The 16,326-nt window shown below is 35.3% G+C and carries 13 protein-coding genes and 1 pseudogene; 6 read left to right on the plus strand and 8 right to left on the minus strand.

From position 1 onward, the window contains the following. Positions 1-7: 7 nt before the first annotated feature. Positions 8-2,119 carry a (Fe-S)-binding protein gene (locus tag COL05_RS27535; RefSeq protein ID WP_098670899.1) on the minus strand — a complete coding sequence of 704 codons (2,112 nt, stop codon included), beginning with the start codon at positions 2,117-2,119 and terminating at the stop codon, positions 8-10. 307 nt (positions 2,120-2,426) lie between these two features. Between COL05_RS27535 and cls the strand changes: the two genes are divergently transcribed. The 3 genes from cls (at position 2,427) to COL05_RS27550 (ending at position 7,410) form a co-directional block, all read left to right on the plus strand. Continuing rightward, positions 2,427-3,620 carry a cardiolipin synthase gene (cls, locus tag COL05_RS27540; RefSeq protein WP_098670900.1) on the plus strand — a complete coding sequence of 398 codons (1,194 nt, stop codon included), beginning with the start codon at positions 2,427-2,429 and terminating at the stop codon, positions 3,618-3,620. 32 nt (positions 3,621-3,652) lie between these two features. Then, positions 3,653-4,606 (plus strand): UV DNA damage repair endonuclease UvsE, encoded by a 954-nt coding sequence (uvsE, locus tag COL05_RS27545; RefSeq protein WP_098670901.1) that lies wholly within the window; start codon positions 3,653-3,655, stop codon positions 4,604-4,606. 125 nt (positions 4,607-4,731) lie between these two features. Continuing rightward, on the plus strand, positions 4,732-7,410 hold the full coding sequence (locus COL05_RS27550) for a DUF4084 domain-containing protein (protein ID WP_098670902.1): 2,679 nt from the start codon (positions 4,732-4,734) through the stop codon (positions 7,408-7,410). Positions 7,411-7,427: 17 nt separating this feature from the next. Here COL05_RS27550 and papR read toward each other — a convergent pair whose 3' ends face one another. Both papR and plcR read right to left on the minus strand, forming a co-directional pair. Then, positions 7,428-7,574, minus strand: coding sequence for a quorum-sensing peptide PapR (gene papR / locus COL05_RS27555; protein ID WP_000734741.1), 147 nt, complete (start codon positions 7,572-7,574; stop codon positions 7,428-7,430). An 89-nt stretch (positions 7,575-7,663) separates the two neighbouring features. After that, positions 7,664-8,521 (minus strand): transcriptional regulator PlcR, encoded by an 858-nt coding sequence (plcR, locus tag COL05_RS27560; RefSeq protein ID WP_098670903.1) that lies wholly within the window; start codon positions 8,519-8,521, stop codon positions 7,664-7,666. Between the two features lie 196 nt (positions 8,522-8,717). Here plcR and COL05_RS27565 point away from each other — a divergent pair. Next, a pseudogene (locus COL05_RS27565) lies at positions 8,718-9,249 on the plus strand (M4 family metallopeptidase); the annotation flags it as partial. Between the two features lie 15 nt (positions 9,250-9,264). On the opposite strand, the gene COL05_RS27570 reads toward COL05_RS27565, so the two are convergent. Genes COL05_RS27570 through COL05_RS27585 form a run of 4 tightly spaced genes read right to left on the minus strand, consistent with a single transcriptional unit; the run spans position 9,265 to position 12,628 of the window. After that, on the minus strand, positions 9,265-9,867 hold the full coding sequence (locus COL05_RS27570; protein ID WP_098670904.1) for a response regulator transcription factor: 603 nt from the start codon (positions 9,865-9,867) through the stop codon (positions 9,265-9,267). Next, positions 9,864-10,994 (minus strand): sensor histidine kinase, encoded by a 1,131-nt coding sequence (locus COL05_RS27575; RefSeq protein ID WP_098670905.1) that lies wholly within the window; start codon positions 10,992-10,994, stop codon positions 9,864-9,866. The genes COL05_RS27570 and COL05_RS27575 overlap by 4 nt, the downstream gene beginning before the upstream one ends. Next, complete coding sequence (locus COL05_RS27580; RefSeq protein ID WP_074608073.1) at positions 10,995-11,729, minus strand: ABC transporter permease; 735 nt, start codon at positions 11,727-11,729, stop codon at positions 10,995-10,997. Further along, positions 11,726-12,628, minus strand: coding sequence for an ABC transporter ATP-binding protein (locus COL05_RS27585; protein WP_098670906.1), 903 nt, complete (start codon positions 12,626-12,628; stop codon positions 11,726-11,728). Before COL05_RS27585 ends, COL05_RS27580 begins: the two co-directional genes overlap by 4 nt. 157 nt (positions 12,629-12,785) lie before the next feature. Between COL05_RS27585 and map the strand changes: the two genes are divergently transcribed. Both map and COL05_RS27600 read left to right on the plus strand, forming a co-directional pair. After that, positions 12,786-13,580: a type I methionyl aminopeptidase gene (gene map / locus COL05_RS27590; RefSeq protein WP_142337689.1), complete on the plus strand. Its 795-nt coding sequence runs from the start codon at positions 12,786-12,788 to the stop codon at positions 13,578-13,580. Between the two features lie 507 nt (positions 13,581-14,087). Further along, positions 14,088-15,485: a M28 family metallopeptidase gene (locus COL05_RS27600; protein ID WP_098670908.1), complete on the plus strand. Its 1,398-nt coding sequence runs from the start codon at positions 14,088-14,090 to the stop codon at positions 15,483-15,485. Positions 15,486-16,133: 648 nt separating this feature from the next. Here COL05_RS27600 and COL05_RS27605 read toward each other — a convergent pair. After that, positions 16,134-16,326: LPXTG cell wall anchor domain-containing protein (locus COL05_RS27605; protein WP_142337690.1), on the minus strand; the 193-nt coding region annotated here is incomplete at its 5' end.

Below are 16,326 nucleotides of genomic sequence, written 5' to 3' on the forward strand. Positions count from 1 at the left end.
TTGCAGATTACATTGCTTCTTTCTTCTGGCCGATAACAGAGCGTTCTAAAATCTCTGTTACATCAAGCGTTTGAACATTTTCTTCTACTTCTTTCGCTTTCGTCCCATCACTAATCATCGTTAAGCAATATGGACAACCTGTACCGATAATAGATGGTTGCACAGCTAATGCTTGTTCTGTACGAGCAACGTTAATACGTGAACCAGCTGTCTCTTCCATCCACATTAAGCCACCACCTGCTCCACAGCACATTCCCGTTTCGCGGTTACGTGCCATTTCTACAAGGTTCACACCAGGAATCGCTTTCAAAATATCACGTGGCGCTTCGTATACTTCGTTGTATCTTCCTAAATAACAGGAATCATGGTACGTAACTGTTTCCTCAATAGCGTGAACAGGTTTTAAGCGTCCTTCTTTCACCCACTGAGCTAACAGTTCTGTATGATGATAGACTTCTGCTTGCAAGCCAAAGTCCGGATACTCATTTTTAAATGTGTTATAAGCATGAGGGTCAATCGTAACGATTTTCTTCACTCCTGCTTTTTCAAATTCTTCGATATTCTTTGTCGCCATCTCTTGGAAAACAAATTCATTTCCAAGTCGGCGCGGTGTATCTCCAGAGTTCTTCTCTTTATTACCAAGTATCGCAAATGAAATGCCTGCTTCGTTCATCAACTTCGCAAACGATATCGCAATCTTCTGACTACGATTATCATATGATCCCATTGAACCAACCCAGAATAAATATTCGAACTCCTCGCCAGCTTTCGATTTTTCTTTCACAGTTGGAACTGTTACTTCATCATCACCTTGGCGCCATGTTTCACGCTCTTTACGGTTCAGACCCCACGGATTCCCTTGACGCTCGATGTTTGTCATCGCACGCTGCGCTTCCGCATCCATCTTTCCTTCTGTTAAAACGAGATAGCGGCGTAAATCAATAATTTTATCAACATGCTCATTCATAACCGGACACTGATCTTCACAGTTACGACACGTTGTACAAGCCCAAATCTCTTCTTCTGTAATAACATCTCCGATTAAACTCGGATCGTAAGCGAGTGTTGCAGCTGCAGATTCTTGTTGTCCTTTCCCAGCTGCCATCATCGCTAACTGATTTCCTTGTGTATTATTAAAAGCAACTACTGGAACCCACGGTGCTTTTGATGTCACTGCAGCTCCTTTATCAGTCAAATGATCGCGAAGTTTTAAAATTAAATCCATCGGCGATAACATTTTACCTGTTCCTGTTGCCGGACACATATTTGTACAACGACCACACTCTACGCAAGCGTATAAATCAATAAGCTGATTTTGTCTAAAGTCTTCGATTTTACCAACACCAAACGTTTCTTGTGTTTCATCTTCAAAGTCAATCTTTTCAAGTTTCCCTGGGTTTGAAAGGCGACCGAAGAAAACGTTGGCTGGTCCTGCAATTAGATGCGCGTGTTTTGATTGTGGAACATAAACTAAAAACGTTAACAAAATTAGTAAATGCACCCACCAAGAGAAATAGAACACAGAAATGGCTACGGTTTCATTTATCCCCGAGAAAACGTAAGCGATTGCAGAAGCGATTGGTTCACTCCATGAAAGCTCCTCGCCGTGCCATATAATTCCCATTCCATTACCGAGTAGGACAGAAATCATTAAGCCACCAATAAAGATAAGAACAAGGCCTGATTTGAAATTACGTTTTAAACGAACTAGCTTCTCAACATAACGTCGATGAAAAGCCCAAAAGACTGCAATTAAAATAACAAGTGTGACAATTTCCTGGAAGAATGTAAATGCAGGGTATAGTGGTCCAAGTGGAAGATGTGATCCTGGTGCGAGTCCTTTCCAAACGAAGTCAATTGCTCCAAATTGGACAAGAATAAATCCGTAAAAGAACATAACGTGAATAATGCCGCTCTTTTTATCTTTCAGCAGCTTTTTCTGACCGAAAACATTGACCTTAAGGAGATCCCAACGCTCTTTAAAACGACGGTCAAATTCAATCTTTTTTCCTAACTGTATGTAGGCCATCCTCGTTCGTATAAGATACACAAACAAATATCCCGCATAAGCAATAACAGCAATGGCAGCCAGCCAATTCATGATCAGTAAGCTATTCATTTTTATGCTACCCCTCTCTTTGTAAGCCCTCTTTCTTTTTTAGAATCTTCAAAAACATATAATTTTCTGAATTTTATCCCCTACCTTCATTATATAATGAGTGAGCATTCAGTCAACAGTTTTTTGTTATACAACAACATATTTTTTAATAAAGCTGTTTATTTCGGTGAAACTATAAAGTGAAACTTTAATCAGTAGGGAGCTGTTTATTCCCTACTGATTATTAGCCACCAAATAATCGGATACATTGAAAGTTTAATTTATAAAAAACTGATGGTGAAAAGACCGTGAAGGAGGGAATTTACTCATGTTCTTCTTATCTCTCTTATTAATAGGCATCGCTCTCTGGATTGTAATCGATCTTTCTTATGGAAGAATTGTTCATTTAAAGCGTGTACGTTGTCGTTCTTTCCCTTTACGTCAAAGTGATTTTCACCTTTATACATACGGAAAAGATTTGTATGACGCCCTATTTACTGATATAAAACAGGCGAAGCACCATGTGCACGTTTTGTTCTTCATTGTCAAAAACGATAAAATCAGCCGTGAATTTTTAAAGTTACTTATCGATAAAGCAAAGGAAGGGATTGAAGTAAGACTTTTACTCGATCGATTAGGAAGCCACCATTTATCAAACGAGGCAATTCGTTCCTTGCAAAAACATGGGGTCTCTTTTTCATTTTGTCATAAAGTAAGGTTTCCTTTTCTTTTCTTTTCTGCAAATCAAAGAAACCATAGAAAAATTACAGTTATTGACGGAAAAATTGGTTATATTGGTGGGTTTAATATTGGAGAAGAATATTTAGGGCATAATCAAAAATTAGGATTATGGCGCGATTATCATTTACGCCTTACAGGGGAAGGAATACAAGATTTACAAAAGCAATTTTTACATGATTGGCTCGACGATACGAACCAAAATTTATTAGATTCACCTCTTTATTTTCCTAAGCAACAACCAGGAATCATTCTGCATCGTTTTATCCCTACCGATGGTGCCTACTTGCAAAATACATTTTTATATTTAATTGAAAGTGCGGAAAAAGAACTCTTTATCGGTACACCATATTTCATTCCTGGGAAGAAAATTATGAATGCATTATTAAAAGCGCGACAACGTGGGGTTCAAATCACGGTTCTCGTTCCAGAAAAAGCGGATCACGCCCTTGTTCGCGAAGCAAAATTCCCATATTGCCGAAAGTTAATACAAGCTGGGTGTAATATTTACGCCTTTCAACAAGGTTTTTTTCACGCTAAAGTTATTATAGTCGATGATTATATTTGTGATATTGGAACTGCAAACTTTGATATGAGAAGTTTATATATTAACCATGAAATCAACTGCCTTTTATATGATGAACATTTTATACAAACAGTAAAAAACAAATTCCATGAAGATCTAGAAAATGCGTCATTACTTTCCTTTAAAGATGTTAGCCCGCATTCTCTTATTGATAGGGGAAAAGAATGGGTAGGAACGATACTTGCTTTCTTTCTATAGGAAGGATAATAAGTAAAGGAGATGTATTCATTATGATTATGCGTTTCGGATATGTCTCACATGCAATGGCACTCTGGGACTGTTCTCCGGCTAAAACGATGACATTTACAAGCTTTCAAAAGCTTAGTAAACAAGAACGAGAAGATAAATTATACGATGTTACGCGGCAGAATCTTGAGCATACAATACGTATTCTTCATTACAATATAGCGCATGAAATTCCATTATATCGCTTATCTTCTTCCATCGTCCCACTTGCAACACATCCCGAAGTCGAGTTTGATTACATCGGGTTGTTCACACCGCTTTGGCGTAAAATTGGGGCCTTAATTAAAGAACACAATTTGCGAGTAAGTTTTCATCCAAATCAATTTACGCTATTTACAAGCGATAAGCCACATATTACAACTAACGCTATTACAGATATGACTTATCATTATAAAGTATTAGATGCAATAGGGATTGCAGATTCTTCTTATATTAACATCCATGTAGGTGGTGCCTATGGAAATAAAGAAAAAGCGGTTGGACGTTTTCATGAAAACATAAAAAAGCTTCCTGCACATATAAAAAAGCAAATGACGCTTGAAAACGACGATAAAACATATACAACTGCTGAAACTTTATCTATTTGCCAAAAAGAAAAGATACCTTTCGTATTTGATTATCATCATCACATGGCCAACCTTTGCGAGGAACCGCTAGAAGATTTACTTCCTGCAATTTTTGAAACTTGGTCACATACAAATATCCTTCCTAAAGTTCACATTTCCTCCCCTAAATCAGAAAAAGAGTTTAGGGCTCACGCTGAATATATTAATTTAGAGTTTATTAAACCTTTCTTACACATTGCAAAAAAAATCAATCATGATTTCGATATTATGATTGAAAGTAAACAGAAAGATTTAGCACTATTCCAATTAATAGCTGAACTTTCTTCTATAAGAGGAATAAAAAGAACAACTGGCGCAACGTTACAATGGTAAATTGTAATGTTGCGCCTTTTTTTCAAAAAGTAATTCTTATAGTAAAAATGTTCCTATTTTATATGCTATTATTTAAATTAGCATTTTCCCCCTAAGATTCAACTTTATTGAAACGGAGTCATAATATGATTAATCAAAAAAAGTATGTACAATTTGTCATAATGTATATTTTTATATTTTCTCTTTGGATATTCTTTATTCCAGATCAATGGAATATAAAAGAAATTGGAATCCTTTTCTTATTTTGTTTTGCTGCAGTCTTTTCTTGTTATTGCTCATATAAAGCAATTAAGAAGATGAAGCGCGGCGATAAATTATTTTGGGTGTTATTATTATGCACTTGCCTATGTGGATTGGCTATGGAGATAACTTTATTTCTTGATTCACTTTCTATATGCACTCAAGTCATATTCTCATATGAGGCACTACCTTTTTTCATCATCCAATATATTTTACTCTTTTCTGGCTTTACTATAAAATTCATAAAACATTACTCTATTAGAGGCCTTGCTCAATTTTCATTCGATAGCATCTTTATCGTTATTATGAATATTTATTTTACCCTAACTTTTATTTTGGATCTTTCAAGCTTCAGTATGCTAACAAAGGGCACGTGGATTTTAATTGGATACTTTGTCGCACAATCATTAGTAATTTACGCCGTTATTAGCCTGTATAGAAGAGAACAATATTCTTCTAGTAGAATTTCATTAATTATTGGTTTTACTATCATTCTCGTTTACGGATATATACAGCTATTCCAGTTAAACAAAGGAATGCAAACTTCCGCTGAATTCTCTTATTTAATACATACTGCTTCAATTTTATTAATCTGTTTATCGTCCATACTATACATTTTAGATAAACCAATGCAACATGAAACGAAAACAAAATATTATCGATTTGACTATGTGCGCTTTATATTACCTTATTTTAGTATAATCATTACTTTTTCCTTTATTATCATTCAACCTTGGGATGATAAGTTCATGTTAATCGGTCTCGTATTATCACTTATTTTTTTATTCTTACGACAACTTTACATGTGGAAAGATAATAAAGTATTAATCGATACATATGAACAGCTGACTACACAACTAGAAGATGAAGTTGAAGAAGGTGCATTTGCATTATCAAAAAGTGAACAACGCTATAAATCTTTATTTGAAGATCATCCCGATGCTGTTTTTTCTTTAAATATGAATGGTGTTTTTCAACATTCTAATAAGGCATGTGAAAGCTTGTTTACCGCTTACTATTGTGAAGTAGCAAGCTATTCTCTTCTACACTTCATTGATTCAAAAGACCATGATCTACTAAAGAAAGCTTTACAAATAACAAAAGAAGGTAGGCCACAAACTTTAGAAGTTCGTACAAAAGAAAACGAAGGCTATTACTATTACCTTCACATTACACTCATCCCTACTTTCATCAACAAAGAAGTTGTTGGGATGTTCGGCATAGCACGTGATATTACAACTTTATATGAAAAGCAAAAACAAGTAGAACATTTAGCCTTTCATGATGCACTTACTGGATTACCAAATCGCCGAAAGTTTGAAAAAGATTTAAAAAATATTTTAAATACAGCTCAAACTAGCGCGAATGATGTTGCCGTCATGTTCCTTGATTTAGATAGATTCAAAAAAATTAACGATAGACTTGGTCACGATGTCGGAGATCTATTATTAATTGAAGTAGCAAAAAGATTACGTGGTTGCTTGCGTTCAAAAGATATCGTTGCTCGTCAAGGTGGAGATGAGTTTACAATTCTATTACCAGATATGTACTCAGAAAAAAGTGCGGCTTTTATAGCTGAACAGATTTTAACCGTTTTAAACAAACCATTCTTCATTAAAGACGAAGAACTGTCTATTACACCGAGTATCGGAATTTCCATGTATCCTGATTACGGGAACGATGTTACTGAATTAATGAAAAATGCTGATATGGCTATGTATCGCGCGAAAGCAAATGGAAAAAACAGATTTGTTTTCTTCTCAAAAGAAATAAGTATCGCCCAAAATGAAATCCAATTCTTAGAAGGTGAACTTGCAAAAGCATTACAACAAAATGAATTTTTCCTAGAATATCAGCCACAAGTAAGCACAAAAACAAAACAAATTATCGGTTTTGAAGCATTAATTCGTTGGAAGCATCCAAAACTCGGCATCGTATCGCCTGCTCAATTCATTCCTCTAGCGGAGGAAACTGGATTTATTATTGAGCTTGGAAATTGGATTTTACGTACCGCCTGCTTAGAGGCAAAAAGGTGGCATAATCAAGGTTTTTCTCACTTGAAAGTTGGTGTAAATTTATCTGTTGTTCAATTTAACCATACAAATTTAATTCCAACCATTTCAAAAGTGTTAGAAGAAACAGAACTAAAACCAGAAGCACTAGATATTGAAATTACGGAAAGCATTGCAATTAATCAAAATCAATCTGTAGTTGCAAAACTAGAACAGCTTCAAAATCTCGGTATTCAAATTTCAATCGATGACTTTGGAACTGGTTATAGTTCTTTAGCTTATTTAACAAAATATCCAATTAATACATTAAAAATTGCTCGGGAATTTATTTGCGGCATTACAACTAGTCCTTTAGAAGAAGCGATTATCTCTTCCATTATTACACTATCAAAAGAACTAAATTTAGAAGTTATCGCCGAGGGAGTAGAGACAGAAGAACAATGGAAGTTTTTATATGAACAAAACTGTGACAACATTCAAGGATTCTTTATTAGCAAGCCTGTTTCTAGTAAAGATGTTTGGAGGTTACTCCACAAAAAAACAACCGTCTAAGTAAGACGGTTGTTTTTTTAATATTCAAAAGGTAGGTCCGAAGCTAATTGTACCTCTTGATCATTATGAGAAATTACTTGGCTTTTCTCTAAAGCTGTATCTGTTAATGAAATACCCCATGCCATTGCTAACGTTAATAAACTACCAATAAGTAATTTTTTCATATTCCATCACCCACATTTTTTTCTTTTAATATATCATGAAAATTTATCCATACCGTATGCAATTATGCATATCCATTTTTTAGCGTTATTCATTGATTGATTTTATTTGCGATCGCCTCTTTATATGCATGCATTTCTAATATATCAAAAAAGAAACTTGCTTTTTTATATGTGTCTTCAATCTCTGCCTCATCATACTCCAACTTTTCTAGACATTCACCTCTTTGATAGTACAGCTGTCCAATTAATGCCATACTATTAATTCGGCAAGATATTTCAATCGCCTTATTCACTTGATATAAGGCTTGTTCATATTGATTATCTAAGTATAATGCTTTTGCATGATTATACCTTACCTTCACGTCGAATTCTTCATTATCATGCAATGTCTCTAATTGTTTTAATATATCTTCAAATAACTCAATACTTTTCTTAAAATAATTATTTTCAGCATAAATATTTGCAATTGCATTCTCTATATAAAGATTTTGGTATACGTCTATTCCAGCTAATTGTTGGTTTAATAATTTTTTTAATTCTAAAATACAATATTCATAATCAATTTTCTTCAATATGTAAGCTGCCACATGATATTGCCATTGAAGAAACTGCTGGAATTCAGGATGATATTCTTCCTTTTTCAGCTCATTCCATACTCTATTATAAATCTCTTTATATTTTTTTTGCTTACACAGCATAATGACTTGATCTTTAAACTGTTTTTTTCTCTCAATATCCGAATAAATGAGTACCTCATAAAAATGAATAATGGGAACTTGTAACTTTGCTGCAATACCTTGCAATATATCCATACTTGGGTATACCGCGCCCGATTCAATTCGACTCACTTCCGATTGATGACATATGTTCTCGGATAACTGCTTTTGTGTTAACCCTCTCATCACCCTAATTTTCTTAATTTCACTTCCTAGTTTTTCTGCGTGCATACTTACTCACCATCCCATTATAACAATCTAATTTTTTAAGTTGTCATACCACTACAATAATGTGAATTCGACAATTTTTGATATGAAATAATGCATAATATATATATAAAATTCGGCAAATTCTTAATACAATTCATCCCACATACAATAATTAGGAGTTTTATAGATGAATTAGAGAAAACTTGCCAGTGCATTCATTCCGTTCGGTCTCCTTTGCTCCTTATCAACAAAAGCTATTCATGCCCAAGAATTAGATAAAAGTGAAGTAAAAGTTGAAAATGCTCAGCCTGGTTTAACAATTGGGAAATTAACAAAACCTCAAAATGATACGAAAGAGAATATTGCAAAAAACATTTAAAGGGTGAGGTAAACGTGGCTAAAGCTCAACAAGAACAAGTCACTACTAAGAAAATGTAGATTTCCAACCTACAAATAAAGAAACAAAAGAAAATCAAACCGAAGCTCGCCTTGCACAAACATATAAAAACTATAAAGTATATGGACAAGATCTTATTGTAAAAGTAGATAAAAATGGAGTAATCACAACTATTAGTGGTAAAGTTGTCCAAAATTCAGATCAACAACCTAATCTTACTATAACAAATTTTTTGTCGAAAAATGAAGTAAAATCTATATTACCCGATATAGTCCAAATTCCAAGCGATGCGGCTGAAACGGAACTCTCTAGTGAAACTGTTGTTTATAAGAAAAAAGAAGCTTACCACTCATAGGTAAACTTCTTTTCATATCCATCCCTTTTCTTCTGCAATTGTAATGGCCTCAATTCTATTTTTTGCATCAAGCTTCGTTAATACTTCAGAAATATAATTACGCACTGTACCAGGTGAAAGATACAGTGTCTTCGCAATTTCATTTGCCGTCTTTCCTTCTTTCGCGAGTAGCAATACTTCTTTTTCACGATCTGATAACGGATTTTGCTCCTGCCATAAGCCGAACATTAAATCTTGAGAGACTTCTCGCTTTCCTTTCATTACGTTACGAATCGATGCAGCTAAATCTTCACTTGGGCTATCCTTTAATAAATATCCTTGTACGCCAGCTTTCATTGCTCGTTCAAAATAACCAGGACGCGCAAATGTTGTTAAAATCATTACTTTACATGCTGATTTTTCTTTCTTTAATGTTTCCGCAACATCTAATCCGCTTTGAATTGGCATTTCAATATCCATAATGCTTACATCGGGTTGTAACGATTCAATTAGTTTTAGTGCCTCTTCCCCGTTCGCAGCTTGCCCAATTACTTCGATATCATCTTCTAGATCAAGCAAGGCTCCTAATGCACCACGAAGCATCCGCTGATCTTCTGCAATAATAATTCGAATCATGCCCTCACCTCATCTTTTCCTGTTCGAATAACAACCGGTACTTTTACTATTAATAGTGTCCCTGGATTGATTGTGGCCAGTTCAACAAACCCATCAATAAGAGCGATGCGCTCCTTCATACCACGAATGCCATTTCCATCGTGGTTTTGATCTGCTAAACCGATTCCGTTATCTTCTACTTTCAAAATCAGCTCACCTTGTGATTCTATTACAGAAACTGTACAATTTTTCGCCTTACTATGTTTTACAACATTCGTCACAGCCTCACGTAAACACATTCCTAAAATATTTTGTTCAATAGGTGATAACGAACTCGAACTCGCTTCCTGCTTTACTTCTAATTCGATATTAGCCGCTTGTAAGATCGCCCTTATTTGCTCAAGCTCTTCTTCTACTGTAATCATACGCATATCAGAAATTAATTCCCTTAGCTGTTTTAAAGCCGTACGAGATGTTTGTGTAATTTCCTTTGCTTCCGCACTTGCACGCTCCGGATTTTTTACAATTAACTTCTCCACGAGCTGACTCTTTAAAGTAATGAGTGATAACGTATGCCCCAACGTATCATGAAGATCTCTTGCAATTCGTTGCCGTTCTTCACGTTTCACTAAATCTTTAATTTGCTCATTCGCTTCGTTTAATTGATTTCTTAACATCTTTTTTTGATTAAAATTACGCATTCCAAATGGTGTAAGTAGCATTAAAATAAACATCGGAACAATATTTACTAAACTCGTAGTTGTTATTTGATTCATATTTACAAATATAAAACTTCCAAGCATTACAGCTAACAAACTTAACAACACTCGAAACACTTTCTTATTTGGTGCAAACCCTATCGCACTTGCTGTGAAAAAACCAAAGAATATCATGAAGGGGTTGTAAAATAAAGCAAATAAAAAAATGAGTACCATTTGAATACATGCCCAAAAAACAAACGTTCTCTGCACAAAATAAAGCTGACGGTATGTGATAATGAAAACTATCAACATACCGCTTCCAATTACAAGCTTCCACCCTGACGCCTGCGATAAATGGTAAATCGGAAATAATAAATACACGAGAAACATATACGGAAAGAAACCCATATGTTTTGGAAAAATCTCAATCCTCTTCTTCTCTATCATTTATACCGCTTCCTGTCTTTTTCTTATATATATTGATATTACAACAAATATAAGGAAATAACCTCCTAATACCGCGATATTTTCCCAACCAATCGATTTTCCAGCTACAATATCCCATGCACCACTTCCGAAGTGATATGTTGGTGTCCATTCACCGATAGATCTTAATATTTTCGGGAATACTTCGATTGGCATCCATAGACCGCCAATTACAGCTAAACTCATATTTAAAATATTCGCTAAACCCGCTGCTGCATCCGCCTTCTTAATAGAACCTATTACTGTTCCTAATGCTAAAAATGGTGTTACACCTAACAACAACCATAATCCAGCACCAATCCATTGCCCTACTGTTAACTCAACATGATTAATTAATATCCCTGCGATAAAGATAACTAAAATTGAAAAAGCATTCACTACTGTTTGAGCGATGATCTTTGCTGTTATATACGCTCCCTCTGGAAGTGGTGTAATTTTCAACAAATGTGTCCAACCTTGCCCTTTTTCTTGAGAAATCCTTACACCGAAACTAAAAAGTGCTGTCCCTACAATACTAAACGTTGCCATTGAGATTAAATAATGCGCTTTCCACGCATCTCCGTTTTGTGGCACTTGAATAACATTAGTGAAAATGTAGTAAAACATAACTGGCATTAATAATGAGAAAAAGATAAATAATTTATTGCGGAACGTACGTAAAATTTCTATTTTACATTGCATCCATAAAGCTTTCATGCGATTTCCCCCTTCTGATTTGCGACAAACTGTTCAAATGCTTCATCAAGACTTCCACGTTCAACTGAAATATTTGTTACAGGTAAGTTTTTTTCATAAATTGCTTTTAAAGTTGCATCCGTATCTTTAGTTATTAAAGTGAAATGGCCTTCGTTTGATTGTACTTCTGTTACGCTTGGTAACCCTTTTAATAATTTTGCAGGAATACTTTCCTTCGAATAAAATGTAATTGTTTTTCGTGAAATCGTCGCTTTCATCTCATCTGGCGTACCGTCTGCGATAATCTTTCCATTAGCAAATAATAAAATACGATTTGCTAATGCATCTGCTTCTTCTAAATAATGCGTCGTTAAAATAATCGTTTTCCCTTCACTTGCTAACTTTCGAATCGTTTCCCAAAACGTTCTTCGAGACGTAATATCCATTCCAACCGTCGGCTCATCTAAAAATAGCAAAGCTGGATTTCCTGCAAGTGCGAGTGCAAAATTTAACCTTCTCTTTTGACCGCCTGATAATTTCTCACATCTTTGCTTTCGCTCTGATTTTAAATTCGATAACTGTAGCAACGTTTCTTTCGCTACCGGATTCGTATAATAGCTACGGAATAACTCAATTGTCTCTTCCACTGTAATGCTATCAATGACACTTACTTCTTGTAACATCGCGCCGAGGCTATTACGAACATCTCTATGCTTTGGACTCTTTCCAAATATAGAAACAGTTCCTTCCGTCGGATCCTTTAATCCAAGCATCATCGACATCGTCGTCGTTTTCCCTGCCCCATTCGGTCCAAGTAGTGCTACGATTTCTCCTTTATTTACATGAAATGAAACGTTATTTACTGCACTTTTATGCTTAAATGTTTTAGAAACACCATTTACTTCAATAATCTTTTCCATCTCTCCACCCCCGCTGTTTCTTATATTTACATTGTATTACCTGGAAAACTTAGGGAATAGTATGATGCGTCATGACATCGATATGACAATTGTCATGTATTCTTTATGAGAGGAATCAATCCGCATACTGCAAGCGAGTAGCAGGACGAAAATAAACATGATACAATCGGGTAAGATATATATTCGAGGAAGGACAGTGGTTTTCATGATTATTCGTAATGAACAAGATTTAGAAGGCTTACGAAAAATCGGCCGCATCGTTGCGCTTGCACGTGAAGAAATGAAAAAAGAAGCGAAGCCAGGTATGACAACGAAAGAGCTTGATTTGATCGGTAAAAAAGTATTAGATGAGCACGGTGCTATTTCTGCACCTGAAAAAGAATATGATTTCCCTGGTGTAACTTGCATCAGTGTAAACGAAGAAGTTGCTCACGGTATTCCAGGAGATCGCGTATTAAAAGAAGGCGACTTAGTAAATGTCGACGTATCTGCTGCACTTGATGGTTATTATGCAGATACAGGTATTTCATTTGTACTTGGAGAAGATGAAGCAAAAGAAAAGCTTTGCCAAGCAGCTGTTGATGCATTTTGGGCAGCAATGAAAAAGGTGAAAGCTGGTTCAAAACAAAACCAAATTGGTCGTGCTGTTTCAAACTTTGCACATAAAAATGGATACAATGTAATTCAAAACTTAACTGGTCACGGTATCGGTCTTAGTTTACATGAAGCACCAAACCATATTTTAAGCTACTTTGATCCAATGGATAATGCACTTCTAAAAGACGGCCTAGTTATCGCTGTAGAACCATTCATTTCTATGAAATCTGATCACATTATCGAACGTGGCGATGATGGTTGGACATTTATTACACCTGATAAAAGCCTTGTTGCACAATGTGAACATACAGTTGTCGTAACACGCGGCGAACCGATAATTTTAACAGAAATATAAAAAGGAACCGCTTCTTAGTAGGAAGCGGTTCCTTTTTTAGGCTGTAGAGAAGATTTTCTCCACAGCCTGAAAAAGGACGATACATAAAGTATCGTCCTTTTAACGGGGTGAGGCTGTCCAAAAGTACGGAAAACCTTTGAACAGCCTCGTATTTTCATATGGATGCCTTACATATATCACTGATAATAAGTATGAAATGCGGAAACATATTTATCATCACATGATTCAAACATGAGAAAAGAAACCCTACAGTGGATTCTTTTCTCTACATAATCTAAAGTTTGGGTACACTAGATTCATGCAATGTAGGAGCTTTCCAAGCAGAAAGCGAACCTTCATTTAAAATGATAGCATACATGTCTCCATCAAAAATATGCAAATATGCATACAGCTTTTTTTATTTCTCAATGTCAGAATATTGAAAATAAATAAGGATAAAGGTAAAATGAAGTCGTTATCCGTCTTCTTTTGTCAGTCAGAGAGAATAGAAGAATAGGAGAGGAAAAAATGAAAAAATCTTTGAAACAAAAAATAGTAAGTTCTTTACTTGCTGTATCACTCGCTGTTAGCTTAGCTCCAATCGGACAAGTCAAAGCTGATTCCACGTCAGAAATCACACAAACTTCACCTATCACAAAAAAAGTTGATGCAAGCCGCGCCATCGAACACATCCGTTTCTTATCCGAAACAATTGGTCCTCGCCCTGGTGGAACAAAATCAGAAGAATGGGCTTCTCGCTACGTTGGTATGCAGCTTAAATCAATGGGCTATGAGGTAGAATATCAACCATTTCAAGTGCCCGATCAATATGTTGGATTTATGGAATCACCATTATCAACAAAACGTAATTGGCAAGCCGGTGCTGCTCCTAACGCACTAATTTCTACAGAAGCTGTTACAGCCCCTCTTATCTTTGTTCAAGGTGGAACAAAATTAGAGGATATCCCAAATGAAGTAAACGGGAAAATTGTTCTATTTGAAAGAGGAACAACAGTTGCAGACTATAATAAACAAGTTGAAAATGCTGTTAGTAAAGGAGCAAAAGGAGTTCTTTTATACAGTTTAATTGGCGGACGTGGAAATTATGGACAAACCTTCAATCCCCGCCTAACGAAAAAGCAATCTATCCCTGTCTTTGGTCTTGCTTATGCGCAAGGAAATGCATTTAAAGAGGAAATCGCTAAAAAAGGGACAACAATTCTTTCCCTAAAAGCAAGACATGAATCTAATTTAACATCATTAAACGTCATCGCTAAAAAGAAACCTAAAAATAGTACAGGTAATGAAAAAGCTTTCGTTGTAAGTTCGCACTATGATAGCGTAGTCGGCGCACCTGGAGCAAATGACAATGCTTCTGGTACAGGGTTAGTATTAGAGTTAGCTCGTGCTTTTCAAAATGTAGAAACTGATAAAGAAATTCGTTTTATTGCTTTTGGTTCAGAAGAGACTGGCTTACTTGGTTCCGATCATTACGTGAATAGTCTATCCCAAAAAGAACGCGATCGAATTTTAGGTGTCTTTAATGCAGACATGGTTGCAACAAATTACGATAAAGCAAAGAATTTATATGCTATGACGCCTAACGGTTCTCCAAACCTTGTAACAGACGCAGCCTTACAAGCAGGTAAACAATTAAATAATGAACTGGTTCTGCAAGGGAAATTTGGCTCTAGTGATCACGTACCGTTTGCTGAAGTTGGTATTCCGGCCGCCCTATTCATATGGATGGGTGTCGATAGTTGGAATCCATTAATCTATCATATTGAGAAGGTATATCACACCCCTCAAGATAACGTATTAGAAAACATTTCGCTAGAACGTATGAAAATGGCATTAGAGGTCATTGGTACTGGTGTCTATAACAGCCTTCATTCCACCGTAAAAACAGGACAAAAAGCCGCTTAATACTATTTCAAGCCACCGATTAATCGGTGGCTGTTTATTGAGAAAAAAATAAATATGCATAAAAGCATATTTATTACATGGTATTATGGTGTATAATTAAAATCGTAATATATAAATAAAGTACATAAACTTTATAGCATTACGTAGAATAAAAATTGTAATAATATTGATTATATCTAATGAGAATGTTTTTCAATTACAAAAAGGTTGCTCTTGCAGTTTTGTTAACTTGAACTGCAGGAACTAATGCCTTCATTCCTAAAATAAACATTGCAGCAGCTATTCAAGAACAAAACTTTACAAAATGCTATTTCTAAATTAGCCATAAAAATGGCTATGCATTTATCCAAAACTTAATGAAACATGGCATTGACCTTAAATTACATGAGATACCCTGCTCTAAGTTTATAGTTCAATTATAATAGGCTTCTTAAAAACGGTTTTTTTATCGCTTTAGAGCCACTGATTGAATCCACCTTAAAATTGTTCTCTTTTTTCTATAAAAAAAACCCTTCAGGCTGCATTCTTCCCTTCACTTTATCGTGAAGTGTTTTTGAATACTTACCTAAAGGGAGCAATATCAATAATAATTTTTTAATTTGTCAGCTACTTAGATTACAGTGTAAATAATAATCTAAAGCTTTTTTATTATTTAATTCGCTGACGAGCGAGTAGGATTCCGCCTAAAAGGAACAATACCATACCTCCAAGAATTGAACTCATTTCTGCTGATGTTCCTCCTGTGTTAGGAAGTAAGGTTGGCTTATCATTTTCTGTAGTAGGTGGAACTTTTGAATCGCTATTGTTATCTGTATTTGTGTTTGGATCTTTCGGATCTGTG

It is taken from the genome of Bacillus sp. AFS059628, from assembly GCF_002571225.1.
Classification (GTDB): Bacteria; Bacillota; Bacilli; order Bacillales; family Bacillaceae_G; genus Bacillus_A.

Coding starts and splice junctions, on each gene's coding strand:
- COL05_RS27535 (WP_098670899.1), bottom strand. CDS start 2,119: ATGAATAGCTTACTGATCATGAATTGGCTGGCTGCCATTGCTGTTATT.
- cls (WP_098670900.1), top strand. CDS start 2,427: ATGTTCTTCTTATCTCTCTTATTAATAGGCATCGCTCTCTGGATTGTA.
- uvsE (WP_098670901.1), top strand. CDS start 3,653: ATGATTATGCGTTTCGGATATGTCTCACATGCAATGGCACTCTGGGAC.
- COL05_RS27550 (WP_098670902.1), top strand. CDS start 4,732: ATGATTAATCAAAAAAAGTATGTACAATTTGTCATAATGTATATTTTT.
- papR (WP_000734741.1), bottom strand. CDS start 7,574: ATGAAAAAATTACTTATTGGTAGTTTATTAACGTTAGCAATGGCATGG.
- plcR (WP_098670903.1), bottom strand. CDS start 8,521: ATGCACGCAGAAAAACTAGGAAGTGAAATTAAGAAAATTAGGGTGATG.
- COL05_RS27570 (WP_098670904.1), bottom strand. CDS start 9,867: ATGATTCGAATTATTATTGCAGAAGATCAGCGGATGCTTCGTGGTGCA.
- COL05_RS27575 (WP_098670905.1), bottom strand. CDS start 10,994: ATGATAGAGAAGAAGAGGATTGAGATTTTTCCAAAACATATGGGTTTC.
- COL05_RS27580 (WP_074608073.1), bottom strand. CDS start 11,729: ATGAAAGCTTTATGGATGCAATGTAAAATAGAAATTTTACGTACGTTC.
- COL05_RS27585 (WP_098670906.1), bottom strand. CDS start 12,628: ATGGAAAAGATTATTGAAGTAAATGGTGTTTCTAAAACATTTAAGCAT.
- map (WP_142337689.1), top strand. CDS start 12,786: ATGATACAATCGGGTAAGATATATATTCGAGGAAGGACAGTGGTTTTC.
- COL05_RS27600 (WP_098670908.1), top strand. CDS start 14,088: ATGAAAAAATCTTTGAAACAAAAAATAGTAAGTTCTTTACTTGCTGTA.